This is a genomic window from Gilvimarinus gilvus, assembly GCF_030518155.1.
GTDB classification, from domain to species: Bacteria; Pseudomonadota; Gammaproteobacteria; order Pseudomonadales; family Cellvibrionaceae; genus Gilvimarinus; species Gilvimarinus gilvus.
Map to the genome: position 1 here is coordinate 1 of NZ_JAULRU010000230.1, position 332 is coordinate 332.

General features: G+C 42.8%; 1 protein-coding gene. It reads left to right on the forward strand.

Features of this window, described 5'->3' with window-relative positions; all coding sequences use genetic code 11:
• Nucleotides 1-134: 134 nt before the first annotated feature.
• On the forward strand, nucleotides 135-332 hold a 198-nt coding region (locus QWI17_RS03210), incomplete at its 3' end, for an STAS/SEC14 domain-containing protein (RefSeq protein WP_302721061.1).

Genomic DNA, 332 nt, shown 5'->3' on the forward strand with positions numbered 1-332 from the left:
GGAAGAGTATCAAAATCAGAACAATAGTTTTTGTCATAGTCTCTACTGTATCGGCATTTTTGAATATTTTTTGACACCAGAATCATCACCGATACACTACACCCCATTGAGTCTGCTGATTAAAGGAAATACCGATGCTTCATATTCTGCCGGAAACAGCCGGAGATATCATAGTGCTTCAAGCGACAGGCACGCTAACATCAGAGGATTATCAAGAAACCTTTATACCTCTGATAGCAGAAAAAACAGCAGCCCACATAAAAATTCGCTGCCTTATCTATCTTGACCCTGACTTCAAGGGCTGGCAACCCGGGGCGATGTGGGAAGATGCT